This window comes from Photorhabdus sp. RW14-46 (assembly GCF_963887965.1).
In the GTDB taxonomy this organism is placed as follows: Bacteria; Pseudomonadota; Gammaproteobacteria; order Enterobacterales; family Enterobacteriaceae; genus Photorhabdus; species Photorhabdus laumondii.
The window spans coordinates 187,981-201,059 of the sequence record NZ_CAWPHH010000004.1 but is presented as its reverse complement, the minus strand read 5'-3'; the positions used below and the strand labels follow the sequence as shown (position 1 = coordinate 201,059).

General features: G+C 40.7%; 12 protein-coding genes. 4 read left to right on the top strand and 8 right to left on the bottom strand.

Going from position 1 to position 13,079, the window contains the following annotated elements; genetic code table 11:
* Window positions 1-67 precede the first annotated feature (67 nt).
* Both AACQ38_RS05695 and AACQ38_RS05690 read right to left on the bottom strand, forming a co-directional pair.
* Entirely contained in the window at window positions 68-1,267 is a 1,200-nt protein-coding gene (locus AACQ38_RS05695; protein ID WP_165577643.1) for an MFS transporter, read from the bottom strand.
* A gap of 44 nt (window positions 1,268-1,311) precedes the next feature.
* On the bottom strand, window positions 1,312-4,062 hold the full coding sequence (locus AACQ38_RS05690) for an amino acid adenylation domain-containing protein (protein ID WP_165577642.1): 2,751 nt from the start codon (window positions 4,060-4,062) through the stop codon (window positions 1,312-1,314).
* 428 nt (window positions 4,063-4,490) lie between these two features.
* Here AACQ38_RS05690 and AACQ38_RS05685 point away from each other — a divergent pair, with 428 nt between their 5' ends.
* On the top strand, window positions 4,491-5,378 hold the full coding sequence (locus AACQ38_RS05685) for a LysR family transcriptional regulator (RefSeq protein ID WP_165577641.1): 888 nt from the start codon (window positions 4,491-4,493) through the stop codon (window positions 5,376-5,378).
* A gap of 156 nt (window positions 5,379-5,534) precedes the next feature.
* The gene (locus AACQ38_RS05680; protein ID WP_011146862.1) at window positions 5,535-5,990 is read left to right on the top strand and encodes a hypothetical protein; all 456 of its coding nucleotides are present in this window, start codon (window positions 5,535-5,537) and stop codon (window positions 5,988-5,990) included.
* An 11-nt stretch (window positions 5,991-6,001) separates the two neighbouring features.
* On the opposite strand, the gene AACQ38_RS05675 is transcribed toward AACQ38_RS05680, so the two are convergent.
* Window positions 6,002-6,160 (bottom strand): hypothetical protein, encoded by a 159-nt coding sequence (locus AACQ38_RS05675; protein WP_165577640.1) that lies wholly within the window; start codon window positions 6,158-6,160, stop codon window positions 6,002-6,004.
* Window positions 6,161-6,797: 637 nt separating this feature from the next.
* Here AACQ38_RS05675 and AACQ38_RS05670 point away from each other — a divergent pair.
* Window positions 6,798-7,271 (top strand): hypothetical protein, encoded by a 474-nt coding sequence (locus tag AACQ38_RS05670; RefSeq protein WP_165577639.1) that lies wholly within the window; start codon window positions 6,798-6,800, stop codon window positions 7,269-7,271.
* Between the two features lie 818 nt (window positions 7,272-8,089).
* Here AACQ38_RS05670 and AACQ38_RS05665 read toward each other — a convergent pair.
* Entirely contained in the window at window positions 8,090-8,455 is a 366-nt protein-coding gene (locus AACQ38_RS05665) for a helix-turn-helix domain-containing protein (protein ID WP_011146860.1), read from the bottom strand.
* A 263-nt stretch (window positions 8,456-8,718) separates the two neighbouring features.
* Between AACQ38_RS05665 and AACQ38_RS05660 the strand changes: the two genes are divergently transcribed.
* Complete coding sequence (locus tag AACQ38_RS05660; protein WP_011146859.1) at window positions 8,719-9,333, top strand: hypothetical protein; 615 nt, start codon at window positions 8,719-8,721, stop codon at window positions 9,331-9,333.
* A gap of 49 nt (window positions 9,334-9,382) precedes the next feature.
* Here AACQ38_RS05660 and AACQ38_RS05655 read toward each other — a convergent pair whose 3' ends face one another.
* From AACQ38_RS05655 to AACQ38_RS05640, 4 genes are read right to left on the bottom strand one after another with little or no spacing between them, the layout of a single operon-like run.
* Window positions 9,383-10,177: a heme ABC transporter ATP-binding protein gene (locus AACQ38_RS05655; RefSeq protein WP_011146858.1), complete on the bottom strand. Its 795-nt coding sequence runs from the start codon at window positions 10,175-10,177 to the stop codon at window positions 9,383-9,385.
* Entirely contained in the window at window positions 10,177-11,178 is a 1,002-nt protein-coding gene (locus AACQ38_RS05650) for a FecCD family ABC transporter permease (protein WP_011146857.1), read from the bottom strand. The genes AACQ38_RS05655 and AACQ38_RS05650 overlap by 1 nt, the downstream gene beginning before the upstream one ends.
* Window positions 11,175-11,993: a heme/hemin ABC transporter substrate-binding protein gene (locus tag AACQ38_RS05645; protein WP_165577638.1), complete on the bottom strand. Its 819-nt coding sequence runs from the start codon at window positions 11,991-11,993 to the stop codon at window positions 11,175-11,177. The genes AACQ38_RS05650 and AACQ38_RS05645 overlap by 4 nt, the downstream gene beginning before the upstream one ends.
* Window positions 11,990-13,063, bottom strand: coding sequence for a hemin-degrading factor (locus tag AACQ38_RS05640; protein ID WP_011146855.1), 1,074 nt, complete (start codon window positions 13,061-13,063; stop codon window positions 11,990-11,992). Before AACQ38_RS05640 ends, AACQ38_RS05645 begins: the two co-directional genes overlap by 4 nt.
* Between the last annotated feature and the right edge of the window lie 16 nt (window positions 13,064-13,079).

Below are 13,079 nucleotides of genomic sequence, written 5' to 3'. Positions count from 1 at the left end.
AGTAAGTAAAGTTCATAGGCTTATTTGCCTTGAACTGCATTTAAACACAGACAAACCCCGATATTGTTCACTTACCTTTGATTCCTTTATGAGGGAAGCCATAGTTGCCTGAATTCCAGACGATCAATAAAGCTAGTACTAATAGAACAAGTAAGGTCCACGGAAACGAGCTGGCACCAAGTGTTTCAAGTAATATCCCGCCAATAATGCCCCCGGCTGCAATGGCTAAATTCCATAAGGTAACAAGAATCGACTGAGCAACGTCTGCACCTTCTCCGGCAGATTCGGCCAAGGCGGTTTGAAGTAGGGCGGCAGCACCGCCGAAGGTTATCCCCCATAAGATCACGGCAAGAAAAACAAAGACAGGAAGAGTACTGATAACACCAAGTATAAGAGAGGCGAATGTAAATAGGGCAAGACTTATCAGTACCAACGAACGTAACATTTTGTCAATTAACAGCCCTGTTATCCATATTCCAAGCAACGACGCTACACCAAAGGCTAACAACACAAGATCAATCCTGGTAGCAAGCCCTGCCTGTGTCACAAACGGCAATACATAGGTATAAAGAATACTGTGAGCCAGTACCCAACAAACAAGAACGCTTAATACCGGTCGTACTCCTGGAATAATGATAACTTTTTTGATTGGTATACGTTTTTCGGCAGCCCGTCCTGGGTAGTCAGGGACTTTCAACATGACCCATGCGATAACGACCAATGTTAGAATAGACATCAAACCAAACGTTGTTCGCCAGCCAACAATTCCACCAATGAATGTTCCTAATGGCACGCCAAGAGAGAGTGCCAGTGGTGCCCCGACACCGGCTACAGCCAATGCACGTCCTTTTAAATGATCGGGTACCATCCGTCGGGCATAGCCGACCAACATTCCCCAGATTAAGCCGCCTGCCATGCCTGAAAGAAGTCTGGCCACAAGTGCCACTATATAGTTAGACGTTAACGCGGTGAGCGTATTAAAGACTAACAAGCCAGTAAGTGCCATCAAGAGTAATCGGCGACGGTGCCAACCTTGTGTTGCTGTCGTCAGTGGAATCGCTGCGACAAGTGAGCCAATTGCGTAGAGTGTAACGAATTGACCCGCTAATGCTTCAGAAACGGCCAAGCTGTTACTTATTTGGGATAGAATGCCCGCCGGGAATGTCTCTGTGAGAAGTGCAAGGAATCCCGTCATTGCTAACGCGAGTAGAGCAACGAGAGGAAAATTGGTACTGCTCGCATGAGTGGCAGTTTTTTCTTTAATCATGGAACCCCCTTAAATAATTTTCATTGTGTTGTTTGCAGAAGCAATCAACTCAAGAATCGAGCTAATTCGTTAACACCTAATTCCTTAAGTACCTCGAAATGATCAACGTTAAGGTTGATGTTTTCTGGGGGATGTTTTAGATATGGTGTTGCTTCTTCGATAAAAGAAACGGCATCATCACGTGCATTAAACACTGTAATTGGTGCCTTAATGATTCGTTCTTGCAGTTCTGTTGCTGAATATTTCTGTCCATAGGTTTGAATAACTATCCTGGCAATTCGAACAATTAACGTAGGGTCCAGATTTGGGTAGTGCTTATGAACAAAAGAGACAAAGCTTTGCTCATCGATAACGTTAGCCAGGCATTCATTCAAAGCTGAACTGTGAGAAGTACCCGCAAATACAGAGAATAATAGTGATATCAACTCACTGTTCTGGTAAGTAGACCTGTTTTCTGTTCCCGTGGAATTAACGTGATATTTTATCTTCGAGAGCCCTGGCGCGATTAGAACAACCTTTTCGACACGTTCTCCGGCTCGTTCTAATTGGTAAGCCGCTTCGAAAGCCAATACAGAGCCAAAAGAGTATCCCCATAGCGTGTATGGGCCAGTAGGTTGTAATTTTTTGATTTCTGTTATGTCTTGAATCACCATTTCGGCTAGGGTGGAGTATGGAATCTCTCCTTCATTAATTCCGTAAGCTTGGATGCCATAAAATGATCGATCAGTGCAGATCTGTGTAGCCAGCAGGTGTAAATTCATTGGGTATCCCCCCAATCCTGGCCAGCAAAAGATAGGTAATCCAGCATCTTTTTCCTGTAAACAGGCCAATCGTGAAGATAATCTGGTTACTTCACCTTCAATGATTTTTGCCAATTGTTTAACCGTTGCGGCTTCAAATAGAGTATGGAGAGGTAGCGATAACGCAAATTCTTCATTTAAACGTTGTATCAGATGGACGGCTATCAGAGAATTGCCACCTAAAGCAAAGAAGTCATCTTCGGTAGATATGCTTTCTCGCGTTAGTACTTCTTCCCATATCTTTACGATCCGTGTTTCTGTCGAGGTGCTTGGGAGTACCTGTGGACTGTGTGATACTGTGCTGACCAGTACTTGCAATGTGTCGAAATCGATTTTTCCACTGGAAGTTAGCGGCATGGTATCCAGGAACAAAAATCTGTCAGGTAACATATAGTCCGGTAATGTTTTGCTGAGTTCACCCCGCAGAATTGAAGTGATGTCATACTTTGCTTGCTGGCGTATTGTTTCATCTGCTAATTCAATACAGGCGGTTAATTGTGTCGAACGGTGTTGAGGGTCTTTTTCTGCCAAAATTGCGGCGTGTTTCACTTGATCGATAACCTCTATTGCATTTTTTATTTCTTCTAATTCGACCCGCATCCCTCTCACCTTAATTTGATTATCTTTCCGGCCAGCAAAGTGGGCATTACCATCTTTATCCCAATAGGCTAGATCTCCGGTTCTATAAAGCCGGATTTTTTGCGTATTTGGTGGTATCGCAATTTCAAGAAAGTGCTCTTCTGTGAGATCCTGACGATTCAGATATCCTCTTGCGACTTGAGTACCTGCAATATAAATCTCTCCAATTTCATATTCTGAGGCGGGCTGATAGTGGTGATCGAGAATAAAAAATTCCGTATTGGATACTGGCTTACCAATAGGGACTGAATTAATCTCGTCAGATATTGGGGAGTGATTAACAAAGAAGGCTGAAGCATTAATTGTACATTCCGCCGGGCCATACATATTAATCAGTAGACAGTTTGGCAGTGTATGGAGACATTGAGTGGCGAGTTTTCTTGATAGGCTCTCTGCTCCGATGAATATTTGCCGAAGGGCGTGGCATTCCCGGAATTTGTGATTATCGATCAATGCTTGTAATAGCGTGGGAACACACTGTAACGTGGTCACATTGTGGCGAATAATCAGGTCAATGAGTTGGGGAATATTCCTGTGTGTTCCAGATGAGCTAATAACAACCCGACTACCACAACTGACTGATAATATTTCCCATTGAGCGGCATCAAAGCTGATAGGCGTTTTCTGAATAATGGTTTTTTCAATGTTTAAATCGCATTTTTCATTTAACCAGCACATTTGGTTAACGATACTGTGGTGCTCAATCATTACACCTTTCGGTTTCCCTGTACTTCCAGAGGTATAAATGACATAAGCCAAGCTATCCGGGCTAAGGTAGTCATGGAGGATGTTGCAGGTAATGGCACTGGATTCTAATGATTTATCTACGTCTTCAAGAGTCACGATATGGATATTTTCTGCAACCAACCTGACCAATTTTTCCTTTAATTTTTCTTGGGTAAATATAATTTTCAGATTGCTATCGTGGATCATGTAACGAAGTCGTTCCTCTGGATAATCATGAGACAATGGCAGATACGCACCACCGGCAAAAAGAGTTCCCCAAGCTCCGATCATCTGCTCAATCGACGGTTCAACAAATATGCCGACGCAATCACCCGCTAAACATCCCAAGTTTTGCAGATAGCAGGCCAGATGCACACTGCCAATTGCCATTTCCAAATAACTGAGTTGCTCTTCACCGTGGATGACTGCTGTAGCCCAAGGAGTTGACCGGACGTGTGAAAAGAGTAATCCCGGTAGGCACTCTTTTCGTTGAAAACTCGCTGGTAACTTAATGTTATTTAACGTGGTCCAATTTTCAGTTTCCGGTTGAGTACTGGAGATATCGTATTTTCGATACTGTCCTGTTTGTAATATATTGCGCCATTTGATTATTGGGAGAGTTGATTGCATCTTATTTTTATACCTTTATTTAAGGAGAGAAGCCAAAAGGGGAGCGTATCGGCTTCTTCTTTAACTAGCTGATATTTCTGTGGAATAAAATTAAAATATTCCAACTTAGAAAAATCATTTCCTGGTCTTATAAATCCTTCCTTTAGGAAGGGGCTATTCAATAAATTGCGGTAATTCAATATTATTAACTATCATGTTTGCTCTTTTTCCACTCTGACGTTTATTTATTAAATACCTGGGATAAATTATCTCTATCGACTTGATGATTCTTGTATTTAGCAAACCTGAGTTATCTGTTTTTTTTATTAATAAATATGTAGATATAAGATAATTTCTCCTAACGCCTATACTACTTGCTACCATAGACTAGTGAACAGTAGGATGATGTTCAAAACACTTATGACCAATCTGTCAGCAATGGGGGAAATATGGATAGTTTGGGATCATTGAACGTGTTCGTTCGGGCTGCGGATGCCCGTAGCTTCACAGTTGCAGGTCAACAACTTGGCATCTCTTCGTCGGCGGTTAGTAAGGCTATTGTTCGGTTAGAAGAGCGTCTGGGAATACGCCTTTTCCATCGATCTACGCGAACCATCACATTAACGCTTGAAGGGACATTATTCTTTGAGCGGTGCAAGCGAATCCTTGATGAGGTTGAGGCTGCTGAAACTGAACTATCCCAGATGCAGAAAATGCCAAGTGGAAAGCTAAAAATTAGCCTACCGTCAGTTGGTATGCTGTTTATGCCGAAATTTGCTGCTTTTACTCGCCTTTATCCAGAGATTAAACTTGATATAAGTTGTTCCGATCGAATAGTGGATGTTATTGAAGAGGGATTTGATGCTGTACTCCGAACCGGTGATCCACGTGATTCTAGATTAATGTCTAGGATGCTTGGTTCTTACCGTCAGGTTATTGTCGGCTCTCCTGCCTATTTTGCGGCCGCAGGTTTTCCAGAAGAGCCCGAAGATCTTGTTAGCCATCCGTGCTTATTATATCGCTTTCCAACAAATGGGAAATTAAACGTATGGCCTTTGAATCGTGATGGTAAGAAAATTGAGCTTAACTTACCGTGTAATATGGTAACGGATAGTTTAGAACCGCAAGTCTGTTTTGCCGAGCATGGTCTTGGGATAGCTTGTGTGCCGAATATCGCTGTTTACCGACAGTTGAAAGAAGGTTCTTTGGTCACTATTTTGGACAAATATAACGAAAGTTCCACAATTTTTCGTATACTTTGGCCATCAAGCCGTCATTTATCCCCTAAGGTCAGGGTATTTGTAGATTTTATGGCGGAGAACCTCTTACCTTCTTAAATAAATTCTGCAAAGTGGTCTATATTATAGAGACATAAAGTGGAAATTTACTTTATGAGGTTGAGCATATATTGTACGTAAAAATAAATTATAGAAAAAAAAGTTGTATTAAAACGCAGTAAGCCATCCTAAATAACATAAAGGAGAGTATCTAACATGTTAGTACGTAAATCGTTGTTGGCCCTGTTTGCAACTACTTCCCTAACTGCCGCGGGTATCGCTTATGCAGGTCCGCCTGTAACGGTTACATTTAAGCATCTTGGTGCGTCTGGTAGCGCAGATGCTGTTTATACCATCATTACTAATAATGAATCCGGTACCTATGCCAATGCAACACCTAAACCTAGTGCAAGTGTAGCGCCAGGAGGAGTCAATAGTTATCAGGTTCAAAGCCCGCTTTCACCTGACGTAAATTATGCAATGGTGCGATATAAAATAGGGGGTAAAACCTGCGAATTTATGACCACTTTTGTGAACGGATATGTTAATGGCGTTAAAATTCCGAAATGGAATAAAGGAGCAACGCCGAGTGGTGGTGCTGTTTGTAATGCAACCATCACCTATACTAATTATTTTACCTACGCATGGTCAGTTGAATTTACGATGAAGTAGTGAACACTGAGTCAGATTATTCTATACCCGTTATCTTTCAAGTTGCCTCTTTGTTGGCTGCACTCACTCACCCCGGTCACATCGTTACCTATGCTCCCGGGGATTCGCTCCCTTGTCGTCGCGGTGTATCTTGAAATCCATAGGGTATATAAGAGATAGATCTGGCTCATCTTGTTTTTTATCATTTTTTTCTGATGTAGTGATTGTAATTCAACTGGCTATTGTGATTTTTAATGGCCGATCGGATTTCAATGCGAAATAGAATTCCCTCGTTATCTATTGTATCGGCTATATAATCGCAGATATCACGTTGCTTTTAAGTAAACATCTCATGACTAATTCTGTCTAGTGAATTGATATTCAATTAAATACTATATGCATTGCATATGAATTTTAGATTATCTGTCCGTTATATTTTTTGTCTTGAATTTTCTGTTGATTATATAATTACTAACCACTACTATTAGGCTGGTTTTTTATTTATTGTATGTTTGGTGTAAATAACACAATATATGCAACATGTTAGCACTAGGTTAAAAATAAAAAAACATACGGTAATTTAATTTATTATTATAAATTAATGCTGAATGTTTATTTTTTTTAGTTTTGATTTTCTTTGGTCTTTTATTGACGCACTATTGGTTCTACACTATTTTTAAAGTTGGAAAGTGTTTTAATTTTTTATAAGTTTATGGATTATGATAGTTGAATATGGATGTTCAGTAAATTAGTTGAGTTTTTCGGTATAATGTGAATTTCTATGTTTATAATTTGGTGTGAATTTAACCTTGTAAGGAATAATATATTATGATTGATCAAAACAATTCTAATAATATAGTTACCCCTAATGTAACGATTTCTGATGTAACTGTGTCCTCCATTCAAATTGCTCCAGAGATAGCCAGAAACAATGTTCATGTAATCATTGTTGATGACAAAGGTGCTCCACGGGATTTTCTTTTAGATAACTCTGATGGTGGTTATCAAGGGAGTGGTAGTTTAATAGCTTTGATTCTTGCACATCTTAATTCAAAAAAAGTCACTATTAGAACTACCGGATATGAATATAATAAACATGGATATATCAACGGCGTATTAATTAAGGAGGATAAGGGAGGTGGTGGAACAGGTGGCGGAACAGGTGGCGGAACAGGTGGTGGAACAGGTGGTGGAACAGGCGGTGGAACAGGAGGCGGTGCAGGAGGTAGTACAGGAGGTGGAACAGGAGGTGGAACAGGAGGCGGTGCAAAAGGTAGTGCAGGAGGTGGAAGCGGGGGATGATAAGGACGGTAGAAATTAGGAATGAGAATTCTTATAGAAAATATTATTCGCTATTATTTATGTTAAAGGTATTAAAAGTTTATCCCATTATGTTATTTTATTTGCTATTTTAAATTTTGGTAGTGTTCAAGATTTTTGTAAAATAACGTCTATTAGGTAAGTAGTGAATTGTAATTAATTATAAATGAAAACCCTGATATTTAATTTTCAGGGTTTTTACTTTTTAATGACTGAATATACACTAAATTTTAGGAGCAGTGTTTTAATATTTCTGATCGGATTTTTTAGTGTTTTTTATTTACTTGTTGACAGTGAAAATGATCCTGATGATTGAATAAAGAATACTATATATTATAGTTATGATTTATATGAGAATATTTTTGTTTTTTAATTATATTAATCAGTTTGTTTATCGTGCGTTAATGTAATTTAATGGGTTTTATTGTCATTTAATAAAGTTATTATCCGAAATCACTTATTCTGGTATATGTGGTAATTGTTCTAGAAGACTTATGGGGATTTGTTCTTTATTTTTAGTAAATAAAACGAGGCTAGCCAATAGTTATCTGGAAAATTCTTATTTGGTTTTTTGATCTATACCCTATGGATTTCAAGATGTATCGCGACGGCAAGGGAGTGAATCCGCGGGAGCATAGCAAACTATGTGACCGGGGTGAGCGAGTGCAGCCAACAAAGAGGCAACTTGAAAGATAACAGGTATATTAGGATGTTAGCGAATTAAAATAGTATAAGAGTTAAATGGTCAATAAAATATTGACCATTAGGGAATACCATCAATAAGGTTATTAGGAACTCGGTTATTGCTTATGCCCTAAGAAGTACTTTAATTCAGGTAGATTACCATTTTCTCTAAATCTAGCAGGCGTGGTATCAAAGTGTTTTTTGAAGATCCGGGTAAATGTTGCCTGAGAACTGAAACCATACTGTAAGGCGATATCAAGGATTGGTAGGTTTTCTTCACACAGAGATCTTGCTGCTTCGTGTAAACGCCGCTTACGAACATATTCACCCAAGGTATAGCCTTTCACTTCTTTAAACACTCTTTGTAGATGCCACTTTGAATAACCGCTTCTGTCAGCAATGGTCGCTATTTTTATACCTTCGTTACGTTGAAGCTGAGTTTCGAGCCATCTGACAATATCATTTACTACACTTTCTGACATTTTCACCTCCCACTGATGGTGGGCTAGTTGCTAAAATATTAGATTTCGTTAGTTATTTTCATAAAGATAATAACGGTAGTTATTAATGAGTGTATTTTAAAATAAATCCGGGATATCTATAGGCAAAAAATGCTATTTATAATTGATAATTATTATCATTTATGCAAATTTCCTTTGTTTTAATAATAAGTAGCATCAAATGATCTTCACTAATTTACTTAAAACAGTATCATCGTTCGTCGTTTAATTTAATGGAGGTTGTAATGCAATCGGACTTGGCTTTTTTAACTAAAAAGTTGGCATTTTTTGTACTTTATGCTCTGATTTTAGCCACGGTTATAGGTTTACTCTTTATTGATGTTATCTATTTGCAGAATGCAGTGAAGGAGAACTCATTAACTGAAATTGCTCAGGAGAGTATACTGTTTGTTATTTCTGCTGTATTTCTGCTGGAAGCAAAAAAGAATAGTCAATTACGTCCTGCATTAGTCTTGATATCAGGTTTTTTTGCTTGTTTATTGATAAGAGAGCTGGATGCTATATTTGATGAAATATTTCATGGTGCTTGGGCGTGGATTGCTATTCCGTTAGCACTAATTTGTATTTTTTATTCTGCTTATAAAGGCAGGGATACGTTGGCTGGGCTTGTTCATTTTACGCGCCATCAAAGTTACAGCATGATGGTTGCAGGTATTTTATGTGTACTCGTTTTTTCCCGTTTGTTTGGTATGGGAGAATTATGGAAAGGTTTGATGCTCGAACATTTTGATCGAACAGCAAAAAATATGGTTGAGGAAGGGTGTGAACTTCTGGGTTATTGCTTGTGCCTGATTTCAACTTTTTGGTATTTGCCTGATGCAATAAAACTTCGTAAGTAAAGAGTAAGACAGGCAAGCGATTGAAATAATTTGCCTGTCAAATTTACTGTTACTGCCTCAAATAAATCTGAGGCTGTTGAGTCTCAGGATGGCGGGTAATGCCAAGATCTGCTTGATACCATTTTCTCAGAGTATGATCATTCAGTACTTCTTCTGGTGTACCCGCAGCGACTAACTTCCCTTTATGTAATAGAAAGATTTTATCTGCATAGAGAGCAGCAAGATTTAAATCATGTAGAACGCAACACATAGCCATAGGTTGCTCCCGTGTCAGTCGGTAAAGCAGACGCAAAGTGTGTTGCTGATGATAGAGATCCAAGGCTGATGTGGGTTCGTCAAGAAACAAACAGCATTCTATTGGTGTTGGATGCCAAAGTTGGGCAAGGACACGAGCGAGTTGTACTCTTTGCTGCTCACCACCGGAGAGTTGCCGGTAGTCGCGGTGACGTAACGCTTGGCAATCCGTTTGTTCAATAACGGTATCAATTGCTGTTTGTTTATGATGAATACCATGAGGAGAGCGCCCCATAGCGACCACTTCTTCCACACTGAAAGGGAAGGAGAGTGAGCTATGTTGACGCATGACGGCACGAGTGCGGGCTAATTGTTCAGCAGGCCATTGCTCAATAGGTGTGCCGTGTAAATCACATTGCCCATGCTCAGGTTTTATATATCCCGTTAATAGCCGCAATAATGTGGATTTCCCCGCGCCATTTGGCCCAATAATGGCGACAATCTCACCTTTATTTACCGAGAGCGAAACATTATCAATAATTTTCTGGTTGCCAATTGAATAGCTTAAATTCTGCGCTTGCAGAGAAATATTATTTTTTATGGCATTCATTATGTGCGGCTCCCTGGTTGTTTGAGTATCAACCATAGAAAATATGGACCGCCGATTAAACCAGTAATTAGGCCAACGGGTATTTCTGCTGGTGAGACTAATGTTCTTGCCAGTGTATCTGCGGTAAGCAGGAGAGAAGCTCCGCCTAAAGCCGCGCCGGGAAGTAGCCAATTATGATCACCACCAAATCGCATTCTGATCAAATGTGGGACAACTAGCCCAATAAATCCAATAACACCGCTTAATGCAACAGCGCTGCCAATCAGCAGGGCGCTGAGTAGTAATAACTGGAATTTAGTACGTTGGACATTTATACCAAGATAGTGGGCTTCTTCATCTCCTAATTGCAGCAGATTCAGTTTACGGGCTTGGCTGAACGTTAGGATAATAGTGGGAATAATTAAAGAAGCTGTAATTGCCAACGTCGGCCACTCTATCTGGCTGAGTGAACCCATCATCCATAAGGAGAATTGTCGTAACTGTTGATCGTCACTGATATAGCTCAGGAGACCAATAGCAGACATACAAAGGGCATTGATAGCAATCCCGGCGAGTAATAAGCGGGCCAGATTTCCGTAGTTATATTTATTGAGTGAAAAAATCAGTAATGAAATTAACAGGCTGCCAATAAAAGCGGCGATAATATGTCCGTACACAGTAATGACAGATGGCAGGCTAACGGGCAGAACAATTGCCATTGCCACCATCAATGCAGCTCCACTGCTAATACCGAGTAGGCCAGGATCAGCGAGTGGATTGCGAAATAACCCTTGCATTACAGCCCCGGAAGTCGCTAAAGCACAGCCAACCAGTATGGCTAATAGCACCCTTGGTAATCTGATATTCAGCCAGATTTGCCACTGGGGTTCACTAATGGAAGATTCCCATAATGTCTTGAAAGATAATGATAATGCGCCAAGATTAGCAGAACCAATAGCCAACCCGGACAGTAACAAACAAAGAAACGCCAAGCCCAAACCCGGAGACTTCATACGGCTCATTGAGTCTTCTCCGCCGCCTGTCTGAGTTGTTTCATCACTGAGGGGGTTTCGAGGCCAAAACCGAGTAGCCCCATATCATCTACAATTAAAACCCGTTGTTTTTGGCCGGCAGGGGTGTGTTTCAATCCGGGTAATTGCCAGATTTTATCCAAACCGCCCATTGATTTAATACCATCCTCCGTCACCAATAACAGATCGGGTGCGCTGGCAATAACACCTTCCTGGGAAAGTGGGCGGTAATTGTTGAAACCTTGCATGGCATTAGTGGCACCAACAGCGCGAATCACTTTGTCCGCTGCGGTTTTTTGGCCGGCAGCCATTGGCATGATACCGCCGTGACTCATCACAAACAGAATACGGGTCGGCAAGGTGGTTGTTGGTATTTCTGCCAGTGCTTTTTGATATTGTTGAATCAGTTGTGCACCACGTTCAGCCTGATTGACCGCCTTAGCGACGGTCTTAATTTTTTCAGGGACGGCTTCTAACGCTGCTTTTCCGGTTATCTGAATCACTTCTACACCAGAATCCTGGAGCTGCTTAAGTGCCAGTGAAGGCTTTGCCAATTCACTGGTTAGCACCAGTGTCGGATTCATAGAGAGAATACCTTCAGGGTTAAGCATTCTCATATAGCCGACATCGGGTAAGGTAAGCAATTCGGTTGGTTTCTGGCTGGTGCTGTCTCTGGCGACAACTTTATCACCTTCACCAAGTGCAAAAACAATTTCAGATACATCGCCACCGATAGTGACGATCCGTTCGGTGGAGAAAGCACTGAACGATACCGCAAGGGCAAATGTTAGAAGCCATTGTTTCATGCTACACGCTCTTCCTGTATTGATTGCAGTTTTGGCAGAGCAGCCACTTGCTCACGCCACTGAGTTTGTTCAGGAGTGCCTTCTGTACGCTGACCAAACAGTTGCGCAATTTGATCGCCATTAGCATCAAATAGCTCAAGGCTGGTGACAAAACCATCCTCTGTTGGTTTACGGGTTACCCAGCTTTCAGCAATAGCACTCTCTATTAAATGTAGTGTGAAATTGCGGTTAAAGATATTAATCCATTTCTGATCTGAGTTTTCTTCCTGATGGGGCATCAGGCGTTCCAGCTTTCCGGTGAAAATTTGTACGCAACCATGATTGCTGACGAAGATCATGATTTCATTCTGATCGTTATAAGCGGTGTTGATAAGTTCATTCAGTGCAGAATTTTCCACCTTGTAAGCCAGATCATCATGTACCGCGTTGAAAACCTGTTGACGGCTCAGATTATGGTTTTTAAGTAACGTGAAGAATTGATGAACGTTAGTCATTGCTCGCCATTCTTCATCAAGCTGTGCTTTCAGTTCATTTGTTAGAGTTGAATAGGTGATTTCTTCTATAGGTTTGATGACCAGTGCGGGGTTGTCTTCTGTCTGATATTTTTCGATCAGTGCTTCCCAGGCTGTCATATCAGTATTACCTGTTGCATAAACTTTATGCAATGCGTCACCCTGATGATCAAAAAATTGAATGCTGTGGCGCATACCATTTTTTGCGGGTTCAACCAGATAAAATACACTACTCCAGTGTCCAAAGAATATCCGCAAGTCGAGTTCACGAGGGTTCAAGACCAGCCCTGCGTGGCTGCTGAAATGGGTATTTACATACCGGCCAATATGTTCATGAACAGCAAAATCATTGCGGGTGATCGCTTTAATTTCACCAACAACAGCTAACTCTTCCAGTAAAGTTGGGGCGTCAACATTGAGGCGTTTGGCATCGATACCAACGCGGCTATGTAATAATTCGCCTTCACTGACATTCAGATAGGCTGCCAGATCACGGGCATATTTGGCTTTGTTATCAGATTTGGCTTGTAGATAACGTTCATAAAGTGAAGAATTCACAATTTAACTCCTTGAA

What these genes read in the sequence shown, in the direction of transcription:
- AACQ38_RS05695 (WP_165577643.1), bottom strand. Translation starts at nt 1,267, where the DNA reads ATGATTAAAGAAAAAACTGCCACTCATGCGAGCAGTACCAATTTTCCT.
- AACQ38_RS05690 (WP_165577642.1), bottom strand. Translation starts at nt 4,062, where the DNA reads ATGCAATCAACTCTCCCAATAATCAAATGGCGCAATATATTACAAACA.
- AACQ38_RS05685 (WP_165577641.1), top strand. Translation starts at nt 4,491, where the DNA reads ATGGATAGTTTGGGATCATTGAACGTGTTCGTTCGGGCTGCGGATGCC.
- AACQ38_RS05680 (WP_011146862.1), top strand. Translation starts at nt 5,535, where the DNA reads ATGTTAGTACGTAAATCGTTGTTGGCCCTGTTTGCAACTACTTCCCTA.
- AACQ38_RS05675 (WP_165577640.1), bottom strand. Translation starts at nt 6,160, where the DNA reads ATGAGCCAGATCTATCTCTTATATACCCTATGGATTTCAAGATACACC.
- AACQ38_RS05670 (WP_165577639.1), top strand. Translation starts at nt 6,798, where the DNA reads ATGATTGATCAAAACAATTCTAATAATATAGTTACCCCTAATGTAACG.
- AACQ38_RS05665 (WP_011146860.1), bottom strand. Translation starts at nt 8,455, where the DNA reads ATGTCAGAAAGTGTAGTAAATGATATTGTCAGATGGCTCGAAACTCAG.
- AACQ38_RS05660 (WP_011146859.1), top strand. Translation starts at nt 8,719, where the DNA reads ATGCAATCGGACTTGGCTTTTTTAACTAAAAAGTTGGCATTTTTTGTA.
- AACQ38_RS05655 (WP_011146858.1), bottom strand. Translation starts at nt 10,177, where the DNA reads ATGAATGCCATAAAAAATAATATTTCTCTGCAAGCGCAGAATTTAAGC.
- AACQ38_RS05650 (WP_011146857.1), bottom strand. Translation starts at nt 11,178, where the DNA reads ATGAGCCGTATGAAGTCTCCGGGTTTGGGCTTGGCGTTTCTTTGTTTG.
- AACQ38_RS05645 (WP_165577638.1), bottom strand. Translation starts at nt 11,993, where the DNA reads ATGAAACAATGGCTTCTAACATTTGCCCTTGCGGTATCGTTCAGTGCT.